Annotated in this window: 21 protein-coding genes; 11 read left to right on the top strand and 10 right to left on the bottom strand. The window is 34.6% G+C overall.

Annotated elements, in window-relative coordinates; translation table 11 throughout:
* The first annotated feature begins 110 nt into the window (after positions 1-110).
* From fahA to DFQ05_RS02320, 5 genes are all read left to right on the top strand, one after another.
* The gene (fahA, locus tag DFQ05_RS02340) at positions 111-1400 is read left to right on the top strand and encodes a fumarylacetoacetase (protein ID WP_132703186.1); all 1290 of its coding nucleotides are present in this window, start codon (positions 111-113) and stop codon (positions 1398-1400) included.
* Between the two features lie 104 nt (positions 1401-1504).
* Entirely contained in the window at positions 1505-2680 is a 1176-nt protein-coding gene (locus DFQ05_RS02335) for a hypothetical protein (protein WP_241974193.1), read from the top strand.
* A 79-nt stretch (positions 2681-2759) separates the two neighbouring features.
* Positions 2760-3344 (top strand): non-canonical purine NTP diphosphatase, encoded by a 585-nt coding sequence (locus DFQ05_RS02330; protein WP_132703184.1) that lies wholly within the window; start codon positions 2760-2762, stop codon positions 3342-3344.
* 334 nt (positions 3345-3678) lie between these two features.
* On the top strand, positions 3679-5493 hold the full coding sequence (locus DFQ05_RS02325) for a DEAD/DEAH box helicase (RefSeq protein ID WP_132703182.1): 1815 nt from the start codon (positions 3679-3681) through the stop codon (positions 5491-5493).
* A 130-nt stretch (positions 5494-5623) separates the two neighbouring features.
* Positions 5624-6427: a carboxypeptidase-like regulatory domain-containing protein gene (locus DFQ05_RS02320; RefSeq protein WP_132703180.1), complete on the top strand. Its 804-nt coding sequence runs from the start codon at positions 5624-5626 to the stop codon at positions 6425-6427.
* A 9-nt stretch (positions 6428-6436) separates the two neighbouring features.
* On the opposite strand, the gene DFQ05_RS02315 is transcribed toward DFQ05_RS02320, so the two are convergent.
* Positions 6437-7099 (bottom strand): TrmH family RNA methyltransferase, encoded by a 663-nt coding sequence (locus tag DFQ05_RS02315; protein ID WP_132703178.1) that lies wholly within the window; start codon positions 7097-7099, stop codon positions 6437-6439.
* Positions 7100-7137: 38 nt separating this feature from the next.
* Between DFQ05_RS02315 and DFQ05_RS02310 the strand changes: the two genes are divergently transcribed.
* Together DFQ05_RS02310 and DFQ05_RS02305 are read left to right on the top strand one after the other, a co-directional pair.
* Complete coding sequence (locus DFQ05_RS02310; protein WP_132703176.1) at positions 7138-8352, top strand: tetratricopeptide repeat protein; 1215 nt, start codon at positions 7138-7140, stop codon at positions 8350-8352.
* A 14-nt stretch (positions 8353-8366) separates the two neighbouring features.
* On the top strand, positions 8367-9053 hold the full coding sequence (locus tag DFQ05_RS02305) for an SIR2 family NAD-dependent protein deacylase (protein ID WP_132703174.1): 687 nt from the start codon (positions 8367-8369) through the stop codon (positions 9051-9053).
* On the opposite strand, the gene DFQ05_RS02300 is transcribed toward DFQ05_RS02305, so the two are convergent.
* The 5 genes from DFQ05_RS02300 to DFQ05_RS02280 form a co-directional block, all read right to left on the bottom strand.
* Positions 9054-9503 carry a DUF2846 domain-containing protein gene (locus DFQ05_RS02300; protein ID WP_132703172.1) on the bottom strand — a complete coding sequence of 150 codons (450 nt, stop codon included), beginning with the start codon at positions 9501-9503 and terminating at the stop codon, positions 9054-9056.
* Positions 9504-9567: 64 nt separating this feature from the next.
* On the bottom strand, positions 9568-9768 hold the full coding sequence (locus DFQ05_RS02295; protein WP_132703170.1) for a helix-turn-helix transcriptional regulator: 201 nt from the start codon (positions 9766-9768) through the stop codon (positions 9568-9570).
* Positions 9768-10214, bottom strand: a complete 447-nt coding sequence (locus DFQ05_RS02290) for a hypothetical protein (protein WP_132703168.1) — start codon at positions 10212-10214, stop codon at positions 9768-9770. The genes DFQ05_RS02295 and DFQ05_RS02290 overlap by 1 nt, the downstream gene beginning before the upstream one ends.
* A gap of 82 nt (positions 10215-10296) precedes the next feature.
* Complete coding sequence (locus DFQ05_RS02285) at positions 10297-11529, bottom strand: glycosyltransferase (protein ID WP_132703166.1); 1233 nt, start codon at positions 11527-11529, stop codon at positions 10297-10299.
* A gap of 88 nt (positions 11530-11617) precedes the next feature.
* On the bottom strand, positions 11618-12100 hold the full coding sequence (locus DFQ05_RS02280) for a heme-binding domain-containing protein (protein WP_132703164.1): 483 nt from the start codon (positions 12098-12100) through the stop codon (positions 11618-11620).
* Positions 12101-12142: 42 nt separating this feature from the next.
* Here DFQ05_RS02280 and DFQ05_RS02275 point away from each other — a divergent pair, with 42 nt between their 5' ends.
* From DFQ05_RS02275 to DFQ05_RS02265, 3 genes are all read left to right on the top strand, one after another.
* Positions 12143-12715, top strand: coding sequence for an adenylosuccinate lyase (locus DFQ05_RS02275; protein ID WP_132703162.1), 573 nt, complete (start codon positions 12143-12145; stop codon positions 12713-12715).
* An 85-nt stretch (positions 12716-12800) separates the two neighbouring features.
* Positions 12801-14144: an adenylosuccinate lyase gene (gene purB, locus DFQ05_RS02270; protein ID WP_132703160.1), complete on the top strand. Its 1344-nt coding sequence runs from the start codon at positions 12801-12803 to the stop codon at positions 14142-14144.
* A complete protein-coding gene (locus DFQ05_RS02265; protein WP_132703158.1) occupies positions 14141-14377 on the top strand; it encodes a hypothetical protein in 237 nt (78 codons plus the stop codon). Before purB ends, DFQ05_RS02265 begins: the two co-directional genes overlap by 4 nt.
* A gap of 28 nt (positions 14378-14405) precedes the next feature.
* Here the strand turns inward: DFQ05_RS02265 and DFQ05_RS02260 are convergent, their stop codons facing one another.
* From DFQ05_RS02260 to DFQ05_RS02245, 4 genes are read right to left on the bottom strand one after another with little or no spacing between them, the layout of a single operon-like run.
* Positions 14406-14954, bottom strand: a complete 549-nt coding sequence (locus tag DFQ05_RS02260; protein WP_132703156.1) for a DUF4252 domain-containing protein — start codon at positions 14952-14954, stop codon at positions 14406-14408.
* 11 nt (positions 14955-14965) lie between these two features.
* Positions 14966-15535 carry a DUF4252 domain-containing protein gene (locus DFQ05_RS02255; protein ID WP_132703154.1) on the bottom strand — a complete coding sequence of 190 codons (570 nt, stop codon included), beginning with the start codon at positions 15533-15535 and terminating at the stop codon, positions 14966-14968.
* A gap of 30 nt (positions 15536-15565) precedes the next feature.
* Positions 15566-16060 carry a hypothetical protein gene (locus DFQ05_RS02250; protein ID WP_132703152.1) on the bottom strand — a complete coding sequence of 165 codons (495 nt, stop codon included), beginning with the start codon at positions 16058-16060 and terminating at the stop codon, positions 15566-15568.
* The gene (locus DFQ05_RS02245) at positions 16047-16559 is read right to left on the bottom strand and encodes an RNA polymerase sigma factor (protein ID WP_132703150.1); all 513 of its coding nucleotides are present in this window, start codon (positions 16557-16559) and stop codon (positions 16047-16049) included. Before DFQ05_RS02245 ends, DFQ05_RS02250 begins: the two co-directional genes overlap by 14 nt.
* 252 nt (positions 16560-16811) lie before the next feature.
* Between DFQ05_RS02245 and DFQ05_RS02240 the strand changes: the two genes are divergently transcribed.
* Positions 16812-18326: a S41 family peptidase gene (locus DFQ05_RS02240; protein WP_132703148.1), complete on the top strand. Its 1515-nt coding sequence runs from the start codon at positions 16812-16814 to the stop codon at positions 18324-18326.
* Positions 18327-18360: the final 34 nt, after the last annotated feature.

Raw genomic sequence — 18360 nt, 5'->3', positions numbered from 1 at the left:
TTTTAAGTTGATGTTAAATGAATTTCAAAAATACGAATTGTATTAGTTTAAATATTAAAATTTAGGTAGATTTGAATAGAAATAATGAACACTTAATCAACATTACTCACATGCCATTATCCGCAAATAATCCAAACCGAAGTTCTTGGTTATACGTAAACAAAAACTCCGATTTTCCTATCCAGAACATTCCTTTCGGTGTCTTTTTGACCAAGGATGATATTATAACCATTGGTACACGTATCGGAGATACTGCTATAGACCTCGGGGCTTTACATCAACTGGGTTATTTTGATGGTATTCCGCTAACCGATGACATCTTTTTGCAGGATACGCTTAATGATTTTATAGCCGATGGCCGTAAGACTTGGCGTTTGGTTCGTAACCGAATTGCAGAAATTTTTGATGCAGAGAATCCTATTCTAAAAAACAATACAGCTCACAAAGAAACCATCTTATTTCGTCTTGATGAAATAGAAATGAAATTACCTATTTACATTGGCGATTACACGGATTTCTACGCAAGTAAAGAACATGCAACAAATGTAGGTACTATGTTTCGTGACCCAGACAACGCTTTATTACCAAATTGGTTGCACATGCCTGTAGGTTATCACGGAAGAAGCTCTTCTATAATTACAACACATAGACCAATTCACAGACCGCAAGGGCAAACGATGCCAGAAGGCGCAAAAAAGCCAGTATTTGGACCATCAAAGCTGGTAGATTTTGAGTTAGAAATGGCATTTGTAACCACAGACGCTAACGAATTAGGTGAACCTATTCCAATCCACGAAGCCGAGGAATACATTTTTGGCTTAGTTCTGTTCAACGATTGGTCGGCAAGAGACATCCAAAAATGGGAATATGTACCATTAGGTCCATTTTTGGGTAAAAACTTTGCGTCATCTATGTCGCCTTGGATAGTTACTTTAGATGCTCTGGAGCCGTTTAGGGTGGAAAGTCCAAAGCAAGACCCAAAACCACTAGATTATTTACAAATCAGCGGTAAGCATAGCTACGACATTAATTTAGAAGTTGGCATTATCCCAAAAGGTTCTAAAGAAACTACAGTATGTAAATCTAATTTTAAATACATGTATTGGAATATGGCGCAGCAACTAGCACACCATACTGTAAATGGATGTCCTGTAAATTCTGGAGATATGATGGGAAGTGGCACCATTTCAGGCCCAACAGAAGATTCGTATGGTTCTATGCTAGAACTCGCTTGGAAAGGTACTAAGCCTCTAAAAATGAAAGACGGTACAGAGCGAAAATTTATTAACGATTACGATACCGTTGTAATGCGCGGCTATTGTGAAAATGAGGATGTGCGTATTGGTTTTGGTCAACTAAAAACGCAACTATTACCGGTTTTTAATCCTAAGAAAAAATAACTAGAACAATTAAATATTTTGAAAAAGTCCAGTTTCAATCTGGACTTTTTTTATGTTTGGCACAGCTATTGAAATCTACTACATAAACCTATAAACTTCTGATTATGAAAAAAACTACCCTACTATTCATATTCGTTCTATTTCTTGTGTCTTGCGGCTCTAAGAAAAAGGTTGAGCGCGCCTTAACATCCGGCAATTACAACGAAGCCATTGCAAAGAGTATAAAAAAACTAAGCGCAAATAAAGATGCTAAACGAAACCAAGACTATATTCTTTTACTAAAAGATGCTTACGATAAAGCCAATGAACGAGATATAAGTACAGTTTCTAAGTTAAAGGCAAGTAACAATCCAGAATATTATAAACGTATTTACGAAACGTATATCGCCTTAGATAGACGCCAAAATGCTGTTAAGCCACTACTACCATTACAAGTTAATGGGCGAGACGTATTTTTTAAAACAAAAGACTATACAAAGCAAACGTTAGCAGCACGAGATAATGTATCTGATTTTTTCTACGAAAAAGGCCTTGACTTACTAGAAAGTGATGATAAGTTTCAAATAAGAGAAGCATACAACACTTTGGCTTATATTGAAGATATAAATCCAAATTACGAAAAAACACGAGCGCTTATGCAAGAGGCTCATGAGCTTGGGACTGCACATGTTGCAGTAAGTATCGAGAATCAGACAAACCAAGTCATTCCTAGACGATTAGAAGAAGCATTATTAGATTTCGATACTTATGGACTTAATCAATTCTGGACCGTATACCATGCTTACAAAGGCGATAGTTTAGACTACGATTACGCCATGCGATTACGCTTAGCTCGCATTAATATTTCTCCAGAACAAGTTAGAGAACGCGAAGTACCGCGACAGCGTGAAGTAAAAGATGGTTGGCAATACAAATTAGACGGAAACGGAAATGTAATGAAAGACAGTTTGGGTAACGATATTAAAGAAGATAAAATAATAACTGTAAGAGCAAGGCTGTTTGAGTATGAACAGTTTAAACAAGCCGAAATCCTAGCAGATGTAACTTTTACCGACTTACAAAACAAGCAGGTTTTAGAGCAGTTTAATCTAGATAGCGGATTTGTATTTGAGAATTTTTATGCAAGATTTAGAGGCGATAGACGTGCTTTAACAGTTGATGATAGAGATTTGGTGCGAAATAGAGCAATTCCGTTTCCTACAAACGAACAAATGATATTTGATGCCGGCGAAGATTTAAAAATAAGGCTAAAAAACATCATTCAGGATTATAAATTGTGATGACTATTGAAAATTAAGCCTCGATGTTTCGAGGCTTTTTTTTGGCTTTTGTTTAATTTCACATAGCAAAACTTATTACATGAAACTCGTATTCGCCACCAACAATCTTAATAAACTAAAAGAAGTTCAAGCTTTAGTACCAAACCATATAAAACTATTGAGTTTAGCAGATATCGGCTGTAATGAAGACATTCCCGAAACACAACCAACCATTGAGGGAAACGCTATCCAAAAAGCGGAATATTTGGTTAAACATTATGGTTACGACTGTTTTGCTGACGACACAGGTCTCGAGGTTGAAGCACTTAATGGCGAACCGGGTGTCTACTCCGCACGTTACGCAGGCCCACAACGCGATGCCAATGACAATATGGATAAGCTTTTAGGCTACTTAAAAGAAAAATCTAGCCGTAAAGCCCAATTCAAAACTGTAATAGCATTACATCTTAATGGCGAATTAAAAACCTTTACAGGCATTTGTGAAGGCGAAATCACAAAAGAGAAACAAGGTGAAAAAGGCTTTGGATACGACCCTATTTTTAAAGCCGAAGGTTACACTGAGACTTTTGCTCAAATTTCCTTAGAAGAAAAAAACAAGATTGGTCATCGTGGAAAGGCGGTAAAACAATTAATCGATTATTTAAATAGATATAACACGTGTTAATAAATACTAGACATCTCAATTACATAATCTATTGATTTTTAGCTCTTAAAAAACTAACTTCGCTTATCAAACAATAAAATTCAATTAAAACTGAATTTATTTTAGCGATAAGCGTAACTTCAAAAATAATTCTTAAAAACAAAGTCAAATAAAAGTGTATCTTTGCACGCTCGTTCGTCAAAGTTTTTTTAACGACTACGAGCTGAAAGTCAAAGGATTGATTTTCATTAGATTCCTCAGAGTGAGGATGTGTTACAAGAAGTCTTAGGTTAAGTATGTCGATTACCTTCTTATGTAACACTACATAACATAATCGAATACTTACAAAAAAAGAATGAGCACATTCCAAGAACTCGGTCTTAACAAAGACCTATTACAAGCTATCACGGATATGGGGTTTGTAACTCCAAGTGAAATTCAGCAAAAAGCAATTCCACAATTATTAACCGAAGAACGCGACCTCGTTGCTTTAGCACAGACAGGTACAGGCAAAACAGCTGCTTTCGGATTTCCAATGTTAGAAAAGATAGACATTGACAGTCGGACAACGCAAGGCTTAATCTTATCTCCTACGCGAGAACTTTGTCTTCAGATAACTAACGAGCTTAAGCAATACGGTAAATATTGTAACGGTCTTAATGTGGTTGCTATTTATGGCGGAGCAAGCATTACAGAACAAGCCAAACAAGTAAAGCGCGGTGCGCAAATCGTTGTCGCAACGCCAGGTCGTATGAAAGATATGATTAGCCGTAAAATGGTGGATATCTCTAAAATTCAGTATAGTGTTTTAGACGAAGCAGACGAAATGCTAAACATGGGCTTTTATGAAGATATTACCGATATTTTATCGTACACACCAGACGATAAAAGTACCTGGTTATTCTCTGCTACCATGCCAAGAGAAGTGGCTACTATTGCAAAAAAGTTTATGTACGACCCTATTGAAATTACAGTAGGTAACAAAAATGAAAGTACAAATAACGTCTCTCACGAATACTATTTGGTTAACGCAAGAGACCGATACCAAGCTTTAAAACGTTTGGCAGACGCCAATCCAGATATTTTTTCTGTGGTGTTTTGCCGAACAAAAAGAGACACCCAAAAAGTCGCTGAAAATCTTATAGAAAGCGGTTATAGCGCTGGTGCACTTCATGGCGATTTAAGTCAGAATCAACGTGACTTAGTGATGAAGTCGTTTAGAAACAAGCAAATACAAATGCTTGTAGCAACAGATGTAGCTGCTCGCGGTATTGATGTAGATGATATAACTCACGTTATTAATTACCAATTACCAGACGAGATAGAAACCTATACACACCGTTCTGGCCGTACTGGCCGTGCTGGTAAAACAGGTGTTTCTATGGTGATTGTTTCTAAAAGTGAGTTACGTAAGATTAAAAGTATCGAACGCATTATTAAAAAGCAGTTTGAGAAAAAAGATATTCCTAGCGGAACAGAAATCACCGAAGTGCAGTTAATGTCATTGGCGAATAAAATTCATAATACGGAAATTGGTCACGAAATTGATAAGTATCTCGATAGCATTAACGCGTTATTTGAAGATACATCTAAAGAAGATTTAATCAAGAAGTTTTTCTCTGTAGAATTTAACCGTTTTCATAACTATTACCAAAAATCTAAAGATTTAGGTGTTGTGGATAGTAAAGGTGGAGATGACAGAGATTATGGAAAATCTTCTAACGATACGCGTTATTTTATAAATGTAGGTCGTAAGGATGGCTTTGACTGGATGAAGCTAAAAGATTTTCTTAAAGAAAAACTAGATTTAGGTCGTGACGATGTATTTAAAGTTGATGTAAAAGACAGCTTTTCGTTCTTTAATACAGAGAAAGAAATGCAAGAAAAAGTATTAGCTTTCTTCACAGATTTTAAACACGAAGGGCGTTTTGTTAATGTAGAAGTTTCCGAAAACAAAGGTCGCAGTGGTGGCGGCGGACGCCGAAGAGATGCGGGTGGTCGAGGAAAAGGACGCCGCTCTGAAGACAAACCAAGAGGCGAAAGACGCTCACGCAGAAGCGCAGATAGCGGAAGAGGGCGTCGTTCCGAAGATAAACCTAGAGGACGTCGTACTGAAAATTCAGGAAGCTTTTCTGGGTCTGATAGACCAAGACGTTCTAGAAGAAAATAATATGTACATCAAAGCTCAGAACGTGTTCTGGGCTTTTTTGGTAAGCTTCTTGTTAATATTTAGTCAAATCTAAAATACTAAACAATCAAAATGCGTTTTGTTTAGTACCTTTACCACATAAGTTTAAAGCATGCGATTATTTTTTAGCTTCTTACTATGCTGTCTTAGTTTTTTTGCCCTAGCACAAGAAACGGAATCAGAACCTACACGAGTTCAAGCCACCATAATAAGTAGCACTACAAAAGCACCATTATCAGACGTTAATATTGTTAACCTTAATCAAGTTATTGGCACAACCACCAATGATGACGGTGTTTTTGACATTCGCGCAAGTGTAAACGACACACTTCACCTTTCGTACATTGGTTATAAATCTATTAAAGTACGTGTTACAAATGACTGGATAAAATTTGGTAACACCGAAATAGAAATGACCGACGAAGCCCTAGCTTTGGAAGAAGTTGTTGTAAAACAATTACAACTTACAGGCTATCTCGAAGTGGATATTAACCAAGTACCTATCCGTACCAATAACCGATTTAGAATCTCCGGAATTCCAAATCAAGGTTACGAAGGTGGACAAACTAATGTAGTAAATAAAGTGCTTGGCGCAATTTTTAATCCAGCAGATTTTCTTTACAAGATGTTTGGTAAAAAGCCAAACCAAATGCGTAAGTTAAAGGAGATGAAAAAAAATGACGAGATTAGAAATCAGCTTGCTAAACGTTTTGACCGTGAAATGCTTACTGTTTTACTGCAAGTGGACAAGTACGATATAGACGAAATTGTAAATCAATGTAACTACTCTCGCGACTTTATTAGAACGGCGAACGACCTTCAGATTCTTGATGCTATTAGTGAATGTTATGAAGAATATAAAGTACTTAACCGAAATTCTGAACGCATTAAAAATAAAAGTAAAACGAGACCTTAAGTTTAGACTTTATTGATTTTCTGCCGCATAAAATCGTTCTACAATAGCATCGTAGTCTTTAATGGTTTTCTTAATCCAATCGAAACGTTTGGCAATAATTTCATCCTCAGAAAGCCTCCAGTTAATATCTGATTTTCGTAGTTTAGACGTAACATGCTGAAGGATAATTGCTGCCGAAACCGAAATATTTAAACTCTCTGTAAATCCCACCATAGGTATCTTTAAAAAACTATCGGCATGCTGTAATACATAATCCGACAATCCCTCGGTTTCGCGACCAAAAAAGAAACAGGACTTCTTTGTAACGTTAAAATCCATAAGTTCACAATCGTTAGTATGAGGTGTTGTCGCTACGATTTGATAGCCATTAGCTTTTAAATCATCAATACAAGACTTAACACTATTGTAACGATTAAGATCTACCCATTTTTGAGCTCCCATGGCTATTTCGCGGTCAATTCGTTTAGAATTAACTTCTTCAACAACATTGACTTCTTGTATGCCAAAAACATCGCACGAGCGTATAACAGCACTCGTATTGTGTAATTGGTATACATCTTCAGTAGCAACCGTAAAATGCTTTGTTCTCTGCGCTAAAACTTCAGAAAAACGTTGTCGCCTATTTTCGGTTAAATAGCTTTCTAGATACGTGAGGAGCTTTAAGTCTGTCATTAAAAAAAGTGTATATTTAAAATCAAAATTTAGATGAAATGCTTATTAATAATTGGACCGTTAGAACTTATATATTCGTTCTATTTTTATCAATCCCATGTTTTACGTTCTCCCAAAATAACAAAAATATTAGTCCAAAGGATACGTTGTCCAATACCTTATACAACGACTTAAAAGTAAAAGCGCTTGGCGACTCAATACAATCGGCTATTGGAAACTATGACACCAAAAAATATTTAAGCTATTTTTCCGAAAAAGAGTTTAATAAACTTGTAAAAAATCAAACAGAAAAAGAAGCGACTAATAAAGCATTTTACAAAGGAATGCTTTCTGGAATGAGTGAAGCATTTAAAAATATTCCTAATAAAATAATTTCAGAACTTAAAGATAATGGGTATTACGATTTTGTCAATTACCGCTACGACGACATCGAACAAACCTACTATATCCTTTTTAGATTGTATACTAATGCTGGACTCAATTATCATGATTACCGTGTTAAAAAGAATAAAAAAACCAAGGCTTACGAATTCGTAGATATCTATGTTTACCTTACAGGCGAAGCATTCTCCGATACGTTAAGTAGGTTAATGAATTTTGCTTTAATAGGATACGAAGCAGATAATAAAAACACAGTTGCTAAGCAAGATTTTATTAATCTAGAACGTGCGATTAAGGCTAATCAGTTAGGTGATTCTAAAAGAGCCTATAACATGATGAACAAAATTAAAAGTGATATTTCTAAGGATAAGTTTTTTTTAATTTTAAAGTCATTGATGGCTGTAAATATAAATGAGGAAATATATCTAAAATCGCTTGAAGAATTATTAGAATATCATGGTAATGACCCAACAGTTTATCTCAATAAAATTGATTATTACCTTCTAAAAAACATGAATTATGAAGCTATTGAATGTGTTGAAAAACTAAAAAAAATAACCGAAGACGATTTCTTAAATTACTCTAAAGCCAACATTGCGTATTTAGATAAAAACTACCAAGTCGCTTTAGATAACTACAAGTATATAGTAGATAATTACGATGGGTTTTTCGAGGCACAAAGCTCTTATCTAGCGGTTTTATGCATTTTAGAACACAATGACGAAGCCATTTCCTATCTCAACTCGCTAATTAAAGAATACGATAAAGATGAGCTTATCACCTATTTAGAAGAGGTTGACGAAAATGGCGAAAATGTTTTTAAAAACTTCATTAAAACAAATAGCTACAAGAATTGGAAAACCAGCAAATAAACTGACCAATAAATATGAAACGTATAGTTGTACTTACTGGTGCAGGTATGAGTGCCGAAAGTGGTGTTAAAACCTTTAGAGATGCTAATGGTTTATGGGAAGGACACGATGTTATGCAAGTAGCGTCACCGCAAGGATTTAGAACTAATCCAGAATTAGTTTTAGATTTTTATAACCAAAGGAGACGACAACTTAAGGTTGTTAAGCCTAATAGTGCGCATTTAGCGTTGGCTGAGTTGGAAAAATACTACGATGTAAAAATAATTACCCAAAACGTAGATGATTTACACGAACGCGCAGGAAGTACAGACGTTTTACATTTACATGGAGAATTACGAAAAGTACGTAGTACAGGAAACCCTAGCGACGTAAAAACCTGGACAGAAGATATTTACTTAGGTGATAGATGTGAATTAGGGTACCAATTACGTCCTCATATCGTATGGTTTGGCGAAGATGTACCAATGATAGAAAAAGCAATAGACATTTGTGAGACCGCAGAAATTTTAGTGATTATTGGCACAAGTATGCAAGTCTATCCTGCGGCTAGTTTAGTAAATTTTATAGCTTCTAAAACACCTATTTATTATATTGACCCAAATCCTGCAAATATTAACGACTCTAATGTTACCGTGATTCCCGAAAGGGCGACTACCGGAATACAAAAATTAAAGACCTATTTAAAAAATAGACCTTCTTAATTATTTACATTTCTTATCTACTTTCAAAGATTCCATTTTCCGTTTAGCTGTTTTCTCAGTGATTTCTTCACAATAAATATTATTAACAAAAGCACCTGTTTCCATAACTATTTGCACATATGTTATTTGCCCAGGATTAACATCTATCTGAAATTTTTCTGCCTTTTCTTTAGACTTTTTACCGCCAAACTGTACTGAAACTATATGACTACCAGGAGCTACCTCGTGCATAGAGTAACGTTTATTGTTTAGTTTACAAACAAACTCTTCATCTATAAAAGTTTTAAATGCAGCTGCTGAACCATAAAAGCCAGTTTTTCTAATAAAACAGATAGTTCCCGTTTCATTAGAATCATTGCTAGTGGTAGCCACTTCAGATTCTTCTTGTCCGTATCCATTGGCTTGAAAAACAAACAAGCAAGCAATTAAAATAAATTTCAAATTTCTCATATCATAATTTTTTAATAACGATGCCAAATATAATATTGATTTTTAATTGTTCCTTTTTTTTAAACTAATCTTCTACTGTTAGTTTAAAAAAATCATTTACAGGCTTATTAAAAACCTCCGATAGTTTTAATGCTAGCACTGTTGATGGTACATATCTATTGGCCTCGATTGAATTAATCGTCTGTCTGGAAACACCTATTTTTTTGGCTAAATCATCCTGAGTTAAACTCAAAATAGCACGCTCTACTTTAATTGTATTTTTCATTATCTAAAGCGTTTTAAAGTGTAGTAAAATCCTAGCTGAATTAAAAACATAAAGCTCAATAACTGAAAATCCCCTAAATCCTTGTAAGCTTCTCCACCAGAATGGACTACATTAGAAACACCAAACTCAACATAAGGCATAATCAAAGCATATAAAACACCAATAATAAAAGCAATGGCATAAGACTGAGCCCTTAAAGCAATTGTCATTTCATCTTCCTCTTTATCCCTAGACAGCGAAATACATAATAGACCTATAATAAATACTTTTCGCCCTATGCCCCTTATCATTTCTGCAGAATCCGGAAATTGATTTCTTACAAAAAATAGCACGAATGCTATTACAACTAAAATTGCACCCCACCATTTAAATACTGTTGGCAATCTAAAATCTATTAACTTCTGAATGCGATGACGCTCACACTCTATTAAACTTTTCTTATTCATAATTGACAAATATCTTTTATATTAAGTAAAATTATTTTTACTATATGACAAATATAATTTACATTTTTGAATAAAAAAATAGTTATCGCTTATTTTTTTCTTCTATCCATTTACTCATATATTTTGTGCTTTGTAAACTATGATGCATAAGTAACTGACCCATAAAGTTGTTTTGACGATGCGATTTTAGGTTTTCCAAAAGATTAATTATACTTTTTTCGAAACCAGCTTCAAACTTATTTCTGTCGAAATGTTGCCCAATTGTCTCATATCCTTGATGTTGTTTTTGCTTCCAAATAATTTCATTATTATAAAGTTCTACAGCTTTTTTTGCAAAACTCGTGGCGGTATCTTCCACAAATCCATTGGGCTCTAAATCTCCAAACATCCCTTCTGCTGCTATAGAAGACATAACGCATGGCGTACCGTTCTGCATGGCATCAATTAGTTTTCCTTTTAGTCCTGCACCAAAGCGCAATGGTGCCAAACAAACTTTAGCGTCTCGCATGACTTCATTAACATCTTCAGCATAACCTCTAATTAAAAAGCCCTCTTTTGGTTGATGTAACTGTTTTACTTTTTGAGATTCGTAAGCACCATAAACATGCAACTCGGCTTCTGGAAGTGTCTTTCTAATCAAAGGCCACAACACTTCTTTTAGATACAACACCGCATCGTAATTTGGTGGATGCAGAAAGTTTCCAATGGTTATAAAATGCTGACGCGCATCAAAATCTGGCAAATTACTAATACTTTCTTCAGAAATTGGTGCTAATAAAAATGGTAAATAGCAAAGTAAACATTTATCTACTTTTAATTGTTTGGTTAAAATGTCGATTTCAGCTTCAGAAATCATCAAACTTAAATCACAACGATACATACTCGCTACTTCACGTTTTGTGGTATCGTTTTGTAGATGTTTAATGGAGAACTCTTCTTTACTTTCTACGGCAGCTGCTCTTCCCTTGCGCAGTCCATGAAAATCTTCGGTATCTAAAATTCTTAATGCTTCTGGGCAATGTTCTGCTACACGCCAACCAAACTGTTCTTCAGTCATAAAACGGTCGAATAATACAACATCAGGCTTAAGCTCGATTATAAAAGTATCAAAAGACGCATCGTTAAGCTTTATGGCTGCTGTTGACACATCTATAGATTGTAAATCAAAAGCATTTTCGCTTTCGTTAGCTGTTGTTGCAAAGGTTATTACAAAACCTTGACTTTTAAATTGCGCTATGAGTTGCAACATACGACTGCCAGCTGCAGAGCTTTTAGGCTCTGGCCATACAAAACCGATAATTAGCAATTTTCTCATAAAACTAGTGACCTTAAATCTAAAAAAACAAATTCCAAAAGCTGTAATTAGCTAATGGAATTAAAAAATTCATATCAATGCGAAACTATTACTGCGCTTGCTGCATCTGCAGTGCATAGGTAGTTCTTACTTGTTTTGCCCAAGTTACTACAGCTTCAATCTGCTCAGGTGATAAATCAGCATCGCCATGCGTCCATGTATAACTTGGCAAAGGCATTTCTTTCTCCTCTACTTCTTCAATAAGCTCATCGAACTTATGGTCTTTTTTCTTTAAAGAGTAATCGGTCCACTTAGATACGTTAAAGTGTTTTTTACCGTCTTTAATGTGGTCATTAAGCCAGTAATTAACTGGTGTAATGGCGTTGTACCAAGGGTAATTTGTATAGTCGCTATGGCAGTCGAAACAGGTGTTTTTTAGAATTACGGTAACCTCTTCGGATGGTTTTGTCTCAGCTAAAAAGGCATCTACAGAAGCTAAGTCTCCACTATTCTTTTCAGGACCAAAGAACTGAGCCAAAACAAATACTATTAATAACGCTAATCCGAGTTTTTTGAGCAATTTTTTTATCATTGTATTTTAAGTAATTTAGAAGATTTAAAAATAAGAAACCTTTTGAAAAAAGACCAACTTTACAGCGAATTAAATTATGTAAACGCTACACGTGCTTCTAGAACAAAATACGCAACGATTATTCTGGATAACATAAATTTAATTGAACCCTTAATGGAGTTAGTTTTTTCAGAGGACAAAAAAATAGCACCACGCGCCTCTTGGATTTTTGAGTTTGCCTTTAAAGAAGACCATTCTATTATCTTGCCACATTTAGACTATTTTGTTTCTAATTTAAGCACTTTAAAATTAGATTCTGCTACCAGACCATGTGCTAAAGTTGTTGACATACTTATGGACTTGTATTACAAGAAAAAACATCCAAATGTAATTAAGTATTTAACGCAACACCACAAAGAAAAGATAACAGAGGCTTGTTTTGACTGGTTGATTCGTGATGAAAAAGTAGCTGTAAAAGCGTACAGCATGAATTCGCTTTACTTATTAGGTATGGAATTCGATTGGATTCATCCAGAATTAAAAACCATTATAGAACGTGATTATCATACCCAAAGCGCTGGTTTTAAGGCAAAATCTAGACACATTCTAAAATGGATGTCTAAATTAAAGTCGTAGATAAAAGCCTTGTTTTAGCTCTAAAAAAGCTTCCGTCTTCGGGTTGACTTTGCTATATTTGATGCTTTTAAAATTCTGAACAACAATGGCACTTTCATCACTGAATGCAATCTCTCCAATAGACGGTAGATACCGCTCTAAAGTTGAATCTCTAGGTAATTATTTTTCTGAAGAAGCTCTTATAAAATATCGTGTTTTAGTAGAAATAGAATATTTTATCGCACTTTGCGAAATTCCGTTGCCCCAATTGCAGTCAGTTTCAAATTCTGTTTTTGATGATTTAAGAGCCATTTACAAAAACTTTACTTCAGAAGATGCTAACGCTATTAAAGACATAGAGAAAGTCACAAATCATGATGTAAAGGCTGTTGAATATTTTATTAAAGAAAAATTTGATGTATTAGGTTTATCAGATTATAAAGAATTTATTCATTTTGGATTAACATCTCAAGATATCAACAATACTGCTATACCATTGAGTATTAAAGAGGCTATGAATGATGTATATGTTCCAGAATACTTTAATCTCTTAAAAAAGATTGAAGAATTAGCCGAAGATTGGAAAGCTATTTCAATGTTAGCTAGAACACATGGACAACCGGCATCTCCTACTCGTTTAGGAAAAGAAATTCTGGTGTTTGCGGTGCGTTTAAAAGAGCAATTCAATTTGCTAAACGATATCCCGAGTGCCGCAAAATTTGGAGGAGCAACAGGTAATTTTAATGCACATAAAGTCGCTTACCCAAATATAGATTGGAAAGATTTTGGAACTCGTTTTGTGCAAGAGAAGCTTGGGCTTCAACATTCTTTTCCAACCACTCAGATTGAGCATTACGACCATATGGCTGCTCTTTTTGATGCCTTAAAACGTATCAACACCATTATCATAGATTTAGACCGTGATATTTGGACGTATGTGTCTATGGACTACTTTAAACAAAAGATTAAAAAAGGAGAAGTAGGCAGCTCAGCGATGCCGCATAAAGTAAATCCTATAGATTTTGAAAACAGTGAAGGTAATTTAGGAATTGCCAACGCCATTTTTGAACATTTATCTGCCAAATTGCCAATTAGTAGATTACAGCGTGATTTGACCGACAGCACTGTACTAAGAAATGTTGGTGTGCCATTTGGGCATACTTTAATAGGGTTTCAAGCAACGTTAAAAGGCTTAGGAAAACTTTTACTTAACGAATCTAAGTTTAAGCAAGATTTGGAAAACAATTGGGCTGTTGTAGCAGAAGCTATTCAGACGATATTAAGACGTGAGAACTATCCAAATCCGTATGAAGCGTTAAAAGGTCTAACACGAACTAACGAGGTTATAACAGAGTCTTCAATTTATAATTTTATTGATACCTTAGACGTAAGTGAGTCTATTAAAACAGAGCTTAAAGCTATAAGTCCGAGCAATTACACAGGGATATGAAATTTAGGTTACCTTTTCCTTTAAATTACAATACAGTATCGCTTTGCATTATAGCGATAGTGGCGTTAACATTTATCACTGCCGGTATTTTTGATGTTTTAGATTACGTTATTTTTAAAATTCTATTGATTGGATTAACGGCTGCTTTGGCTATAATTGTGTCTGTAATTTTATTTAAAAAAGACATAAAGAAAAATCGTCTTACAACTAATTTGAAAGACGATTCTCATTAACATTTTAATCTTTTAAATAGCGGTCAGTCTATTTAAAAAATTCTGTTAGACCATTAAGGTCTGTATTGTCAAAATTTACTTTATCTAAGGCTGTTCTAAGCGATAATAAATCGTTAGCATTCATATCGTCTCCTAGTATTCTTATTACTGCAAATCCCTTGTCATTGGCATTTCCCATAAGAACTAGTTCATCTATACGCTCTACGTCTCCTAAGAATTTTACAACGAATTTTCCGTCGGTGGAGTTTCCGCCACGTAATAACTCTTCATACTTTGGGTGTTTGAGAATTGTTTTTACCTTTTCTAACTCTACCTTGTATTGCTCTTTATTGTTTTCATTCATCTGAAATACAAGAGCGTTTAACTTGTTTACAGAGTTATAGGCTTTGCGTTGTTGTTCTGTGAGGTCTATCTTTTCGATATCGATAAGGCTAGTTGGCGCATCGAATGTTGTAAAACCAGGCTTTAACTCGTTATCTACATAATAGGTTTGCAACGTTGGCCCATTACTGCAACTTAAAAAAGTTACAGTAACTAAGGCTAACATTATAAGTTTTTTGATTGATTGAAATTTCATTAGTTATAAAATTAGTTTTTCTTATTTGCTTTTTTAAGCTGCTCTCCACCGGGCATATTCATTTGGTTTGTAAGCTTAGAAATCTGTCTTAAGTCTATATCGCCCGTAAGAGATAATACAACAGTTTCTATTTCGCGCTTCTTTCCATTAATTTTTATGTCTTGCCCTTGAGTCATTTCTTTAAGACCGTTAACAAACATAAGTAGTTCTCTTACATGATTTTCATCTTTACCTTCTTTTACATAGAAGAATACGGTCTGGTCTCCATCTTTAATACGCATTAACTCTTCTAAATCGGAGCTTTTGAGGTACTTTTTTACAGTGGCATTCATATCTGAAGATATTTTTTCGTCTCCAGTAGTAAATACTTTAAATCCTGTAATGTTTTTTGCCATATTTACAAACTCTTGCGCTTCTGGGTCGTCTAGGTCTATTCCCATAGTGGCTAACATTTTAAACATTTTTTGGTTTACTACTACTGATGTTACGCCATCTAAGTCTTCAAATTTATCAAATACACCTTGACCGAATGATACCGCAGATGTAAGTAAAAAGGCTACTATTAAAATTAAATTTTTCATGATTCTTGTTTTTGTTTTTGTTTTGTGTTATTACTTTAAAAGTTTGTTTGTTGTTTTTCCGAATTCTGATACAAAACTCGCTTTGTATATACCTGCATTTAAATTATCTGATGCCATCTCAAGTACGTTTAAACTAGATGTACCCTCATTAAAATTTGCCGACATAAAGGCTAACGCATTCTTGGTTTTGTTATACAGTTCTTGCTCTTCTGGCGTGTAATCTGCCAAGGTCTTAGGACTATTGTCCCAAACCTGTGGTATCATAATACCTAGCATTAAAACGGCTACAGCTGCGACAGAAATCCATTGATACAATCTTGTTTTCTTTTTAGTGTTTAATGGAACGTCTTTGGTAAACGCTTCTTGCTGCGTACTAGTAAAATAGACAAACAACGGTTTGTAATGCTCCAAATGTGGCGCTACATCTTCACTACTAAAATAAGCTCTTAACTGTGCTTCTTCTTGCAGTGTTGTCTCTGCGTTGTCGTACTTTTCTAATAAATTTTCAATATTATTTAATACCATAACTATGTGTATTAGTTAATTGTTCTCTTATAGTTTTTCTAGCTCTAGATAAGGCCACACGAATTGCGGTTTCGTTCATGTCTAACATTTTAGAAATCTCTGCAAAATCGTATTGCTCAATATCTCTAAGCTGTACTATAATTTTTTGTTGTTCTGGTAATGTTTCTATGATGCTCGAGACCCAGTCAACACTATCTCTTGCTTCTACTTGCTTTTGTAAAGACGAATGGCTATTATCTTGATAATTGCTATGAACTATCTTTAGATTTTGCGCCTGCTTAGACTTTAAACGGTCTAGACAAAAATTCTTAGTCATGGTCATAGAAAAAGCTTCTACGTTTTTGTAGTCGCTGATTTTCTGTTTGTTATTCCATAATTTCAAAAGTATTTCTTGCGTGGCGTCCTCAGCTTCTTCACGAGAAACGAGTAAGCGTTTTGCTAAACGAAACACTTTATCCTTAAATGGCATCACTAAGCTTACAAAATCTGCCTGTGTCATTACATGGTTTTGATTGGTCGGAAAGCATTTTTAGGCGCTTTCATAATTACGACGAAACATAACTTATTTTGTTACATGGTAAATAAAATTATTTTTAAAATATTGAAAATCAATAATTTAAAACTGAAAATAAATCAAACTGTCATAATCTTAAGCCTGCATTAAAATTTATTTCTTTTTATTCTACAATATTGTAAGTAAATTTAGAGTTTTACAACTTAAATACTATTGCTAGTTTAAATAGAAAGAAAAATGACCAAAAAAATTAAATTATTCCTATTAACCATAACCGTTGCATTATTTGCTACAAGTTGTTTTGAAGACCAAGATGATAATGCCATTACGGCAAGCGAAATCAATGATTTCGTGTGGAAAGGCATGAATGTATTTTACGTATATAAAGACGAAACACCAGATTTAGCCAATGATAGATTTGCAAGTAATAATGAGTACGCAGCTTATCTAAATGGGTTTTCTTCTCCAGAAGACTTGTTTGAATCGTTAATTTATTTGCCAAATGATGTTGATGAGTTTAGTATTATTACTCCTAATTTTCTAGAATTAGAACAACAATTACAGGGCACACGTTTAGATAATGGGATGCGATTTGGATTGGCACGCTTTTCTGGTACCAATAATGTATTTGGATTTGTTAGATACGTTTTACCAAACAGTAGCGCTAGTTCTCAAGGTGTAGAAAGAGGAATGATTTTTACAGGCGTTGATGGTACTACATTAACAGATACAAACTTCGGAAATTTATTGTTTGGAGACAATTCTTCTTACACTATAAATCTTGCAGATTATAATGACAATGGAACTCCTGAGACGGATGATGATTCTATTTCTCCTAATGGAAATTCAATTACACTAACCAAAGAAGTCATAACTGAAAATCCCATATTAATTAATGAAGTTATAGAAACTAACGGTTTCAGAATTGGTTATTTAATGTACAATGGATTTAGAAGAAGTAGCTCAACATTGACAGAATTAAATAATGTAATGGCAAGCTTTAACGCTGCAAATATTGACGATTTGGTCTTGGATTTGCGATACAACGGCGGAGGTTCTGTAGACACAGCAATCTTCTTAGCTTCAATGATATCCGGACTAGATAATAATACTCTATTTTTTGAAGAGGAATGGAATAGCGATTTTCAAGCAGCATTTGAGAGTCAAAACCCAGCAGCGTTAATTAATAATTTCACCAATCAAATGATTATAAGAAATTCTGATGGCGATATTACTTTTCAGCAAACCATTAATAGCCTAGGCTTAAATAAAGTATACGTACTAACATCTGGTAGTACGGCCTCAGCTAGCGAGTTAGTAATTAATGGACTTAGACCACATATTGAGGTCATTCAGATAGGTGATGATACTTTAGGTAAACCTCAAGCCTCAACAACCATTTATGATTCTGAAGATTTTACAAGAGCTAACGCAAATCCAAATCATACATATGCTTTACAACCTCTAATTTACGAATCAGCAAACGCTGACGGCTTTTCACAATACTATGACGGTTTACCTCCTACTCTTGGATTTGAATTAACAGAGCAAATAGGTAATCTAGGTGTATTAGGAGATATTAATGAGCCTTTACTAGAGGCAGCTATCCTGGAAATCACGGGAGCAGGTAGATTTTCATTACCAGAAGCTAATTCGAAGTTTGAGTTGGTTCCTGACAAAAAATTTATTCCAAAAATTGAGTATGAAATGTTTGATAATCGTAATCATCATTTAAGCGTAAAAAACAAATAAAATAAAAAAAGCCGCTTCCATTGAAGCGGCTTTT

Source organism: Winogradskyella wandonensis, from assembly GCF_004346845.1.
Classification (GTDB): Bacteria; Bacteroidota; Bacteroidia; order Flavobacteriales; family Flavobacteriaceae; genus Winogradskyella; species Winogradskyella wandonensis.
The sequence above is the reverse complement of the archived record's forward strand: the minus strand, read 5'-3'. Positions and strand labels throughout refer to the sequence as shown.

Bases quoted from the DNA above. Each gene is read 5' to 3' on its own strand.
- DFQ05_RS02290 (WP_132703168.1), bottom strand. From the start codon at position 10,214: ATGAATAAGAAAAGTTTAATAGAGTGTGAGCGTCATCGCATTCAGAAG.
- DFQ05_RS02310 (WP_132703176.1), top strand. From the start codon at position 7,138: ATGCTTATTAATAATTGGACCGTTAGAACTTATATATTCGTTCTATTT.
- DFQ05_RS02315 (WP_132703178.1), bottom strand. From the start codon at position 7,099: ATGACAGACTTAAAGCTCCTCACGTATCTAGAAAGCTATTTAACCGAA.
- DFQ05_RS02255 (WP_132703154.1), bottom strand. From the start codon at position 15,535: ATGAAAAATTTAATTTTAATAGTAGCCTTTTTACTTACATCTGCGGTA.
- DFQ05_RS02325 (WP_132703182.1), top strand. From the start codon at position 3,679: ATGAGCACATTCCAAGAACTCGGTCTTAACAAAGACCTATTACAAGCT.
- DFQ05_RS02295 (WP_132703170.1), bottom strand. From the start codon at position 9,768: ATGAAAAATACAATTAAAGTAGAGCGTGCTATTTTGAGTTTAACTCAG.
- DFQ05_RS02250 (WP_132703152.1), bottom strand. From the start codon at position 16,060: ATGGTATTAAATAATATTGAAAATTTATTAGAAAAGTACGACAACGCA.
- DFQ05_RS02330 (WP_132703184.1), top strand. From the start codon at position 2,760: ATGAAACTCGTATTCGCCACCAACAATCTTAATAAACTAAAAGAAGTT.
- DFQ05_RS02300 (WP_132703172.1), bottom strand. From the start codon at position 9,503: ATGAGAAATTTGAAATTTATTTTAATTGCTTGCTTGTTTGTTTTTCAA.
- DFQ05_RS02260 (WP_132703156.1), bottom strand. From the start codon at position 14,954: ATGAAATTTCAATCAATCAAAAAACTTATAATGTTAGCCTTAGTTACT.
- DFQ05_RS02265 (WP_132703158.1), top strand. From the start codon at position 14,141: ATGAAATTTAGGTTACCTTTTCCTTTAAATTACAATACAGTATCGCTT.
- DFQ05_RS02245 (WP_132703150.1), bottom strand. From the start codon at position 16,559: ATGACACAGGCAGATTTTGTAAGCTTAGTGATGCCATTTAAGGATAAA.
- DFQ05_RS02320 (WP_132703180.1), top strand. From the start codon at position 5,624: ATGCGATTATTTTTTAGCTTCTTACTATGCTGTCTTAGTTTTTTTGCC.
- purB (WP_132703160.1), top strand. From the start codon at position 12,801: ATGGCACTTTCATCACTGAATGCAATCTCTCCAATAGACGGTAGATAC.
- DFQ05_RS02280 (WP_132703164.1), bottom strand. From the start codon at position 12,100: ATGATAAAAAAATTGCTCAAAAAACTCGGATTAGCGTTATTAATAGTA.
- DFQ05_RS02305 (WP_132703174.1), top strand. From the start codon at position 8,367: ATGAAACGTATAGTTGTACTTACTGGTGCAGGTATGAGTGCCGAAAGT.
- fahA (WP_132703186.1), top strand. From the start codon at position 111: ATGCCATTATCCGCAAATAATCCAAACCGAAGTTCTTGGTTATACGTA.
- DFQ05_RS02335 (WP_241974193.1), top strand. From the start codon at position 1,505: ATGAAAAAAACTACCCTACTATTCATATTCGTTCTATTTCTTGTGTCT.
- DFQ05_RS02285 (WP_132703166.1), bottom strand. From the start codon at position 11,529: ATGAGAAAATTGCTAATTATCGGTTTTGTATGGCCAGAGCCTAAAAGC.
- DFQ05_RS02240 (WP_132703148.1), top strand. From the start codon at position 16,812: ATGACCAAAAAAATTAAATTATTCCTATTAACCATAACCGTTGCATTA.